General features: G+C 42.5%; 2 protein-coding genes. Both read right to left on the bottom strand.

Annotated features, from left to right (window positions below; translation table 11 throughout):
• Positions 1–300: 300 nt before the first annotated feature.
• Positions 301–1,026, bottom strand: a complete 726-nt coding sequence (locus tag K8S15_12515) for a PaeR7I family type II restriction endonuclease (GenBank protein ID MCD4776859.1) — start codon at positions 1,024–1,026, stop codon at positions 301–303.
• A gap of 3 nt (positions 1,027–1,029) precedes the next feature.
• Complete coding sequence (locus K8S15_12520) at positions 1,030–2,007, bottom strand: site-specific DNA-methyltransferase (GenBank protein ID MCD4776860.1); 978 nt, start codon at positions 2,005–2,007, stop codon at positions 1,030–1,032.
• Positions 2,008–2,173 lie beyond the last annotated feature (166 nt).

Below are 2,173 nucleotides of genomic sequence, written 5' to 3' on the forward strand. Positions count from 1 at the left end.
TTACAAATAAAATACTCATCTCATTGATGAAATCAAGGGCTTCGTACTTTGCTCGGGATGATTCCGCAATTGCAACCATCCTCTATTGATATGATATCTTACGACTATTCTATCAGGCTTGTGGGAAAAGATAATCCGCAATTCGTCTAGATACTTCCTATCATGATACTCATTGAAATTCGGAGAAAACGGCGAAATACATACTATCTGCTGGTTCCTTGCATTATCAGCGATGACGATAAGCTCACGATCGAAAACACTACGAGCAGTGTTTACAGTAACTCGCAACAAATGTTGGCTTCATTGGGCTCTCATCTTGGCGTATGCTATTGCATGAGCTGATAATGACGTAGCAAATTTATTGAAGGTTATTTCTGGATTTGGTTCAGTATATTTCCCGGTCAGTCCATCATCCTTCTTTGAAAGTAAGAGACATGTCCCATCGTATAATCGCTCTCTAACAAGTCGTTCGCAGAACAACTCATAGCGCTTAGCATATGAAGTAACCTTGAATTCAGGAAACACATCAAAATGAGGTTCTTCAACACGAACCGAGGAGGTTGAATTAGGGGTGTCCTCCAGCAACATAAGCCAGCCAATCCATGGTTTCTGCGATGGCTTGTACTTTCCCTCCCGATATGCTGTAAGCAGGTCCATGGCGTTGCCAAGTGCTTCCTCAACACGATTATTGAAGTTATTACCAAAGGAAGGCCCCACATGAGCCTTAAATTCTATGGATGCAAGAAACTGGTCATCGATTACTACAACCAAATCCCATTTCTTCGTTGGTCGGAAGTAACCTGGCAATGTAGTTGACTTTGTGAATATTGCGGAATCGGGTAGCCCTGCTTCAGCAAGAATTCCAGCAAACAATTCGATGAAGCCATCAAGGTGTTTTCCGCCTGTTACAGCACTTCTATTCCCCGCATCTTTTTTTCCAGTTGAAGTTCCCTGGTCATTAAACTGGCGAGTTCGAACCTTCCAAAAATGCTGTACAGCTCGAGATACTCCATCGTTGTATTTCACCACTTACCCCCTTCTCTCTACCGATATTTCTGCTTTAGAGAATAACGATGTTGTTGATGCTTTAATGCGTTTCTCAGATTGACTGAAATACTGGGGATCGACTTCAACTCCGATTGAATTCCGTCCCCATTTTGCAGAAGCAATGGAAGTAGTGCCCGTTCCAAGAAATGGATCCATTACAGTATCTCCAGCAAACGAAAACATTCGAATTATCCGCTCTGCCAACTCCTCTGGAAATGGTGCAGGATGATTTCTTGTTGAGGCTCCAGTTACCCCTGACCAAATAGACTGGAACCAAAGCTTGTGATTTGCATTTGAAATAATCGATAGGATGCGTGCCTCAAGGGAAGGACTTCTATACCCACCCGGTTTTCGCTGCATTAGTATGAATTCTATATCATTCTTGATAACCGCATTAGGCTCATACGGCTTGCCAAGAAATCCAGTACCATTTCCGGACGATTCAAACACAGCATTCGCGATTTTATACCAAATAATCGGAGCTAGATTATCAAAGCCAAAATTCCGGCAGTGTTCTTGAATAGAAGCATGTAGCGGAACAACAGTATGGCGACCGCTGTTCTTTCTTCTGGAAAGACAAACATCTCCAACAACACAGACCAATCTACCGCCAGGTATCAAGATTCGATAACAATGGTGCCAAACCTTATCCAGTTCATTAAGGAACTGATCATAGTCGGCGACATCACCAAGTTGGTTCTCATTATCGTGGTATTTCTTCAGAGTCCAATATGGAGGAGATGTTAAAACCAAATGCACTGATTCATCAGCTAGAAAGGAGAGATCCCTCGAATCAGCTTGGTATAGTGTATGTTTAGTTGGAATCTGGTGTAAACCCGATTCTATCTGAGCTACAATTTTCTCGTTCTTTGCGATGCGAGGTATATCAGTTTGGGGATTCTTCAGTTTGGCGACCGATGAAGGGATGTATACTTCAAGCTCCTTATCGATGTCTTTCATACACTCCCTTTCTGTTAACTGAATATACCCGCCAACATTCGAAATGTCAGAGTATGATGAAGGTTCTTAATTGTAAATAGACCCGATCTTGCCCCTTATCATTTCCTACTATTCGGTGAGGGAGTCTTCGAATATTCGTAGCATTTGCTCCATCTCCTTTTCCCCG

This window comes from Candidatus Aegiribacteria sp., from assembly GCA_021108005.1.
In the GTDB taxonomy this organism is placed as follows: Bacteria; Fermentibacterota; Fermentibacteria; order Fermentibacterales; family JCC-6; genus Aegiribacteria.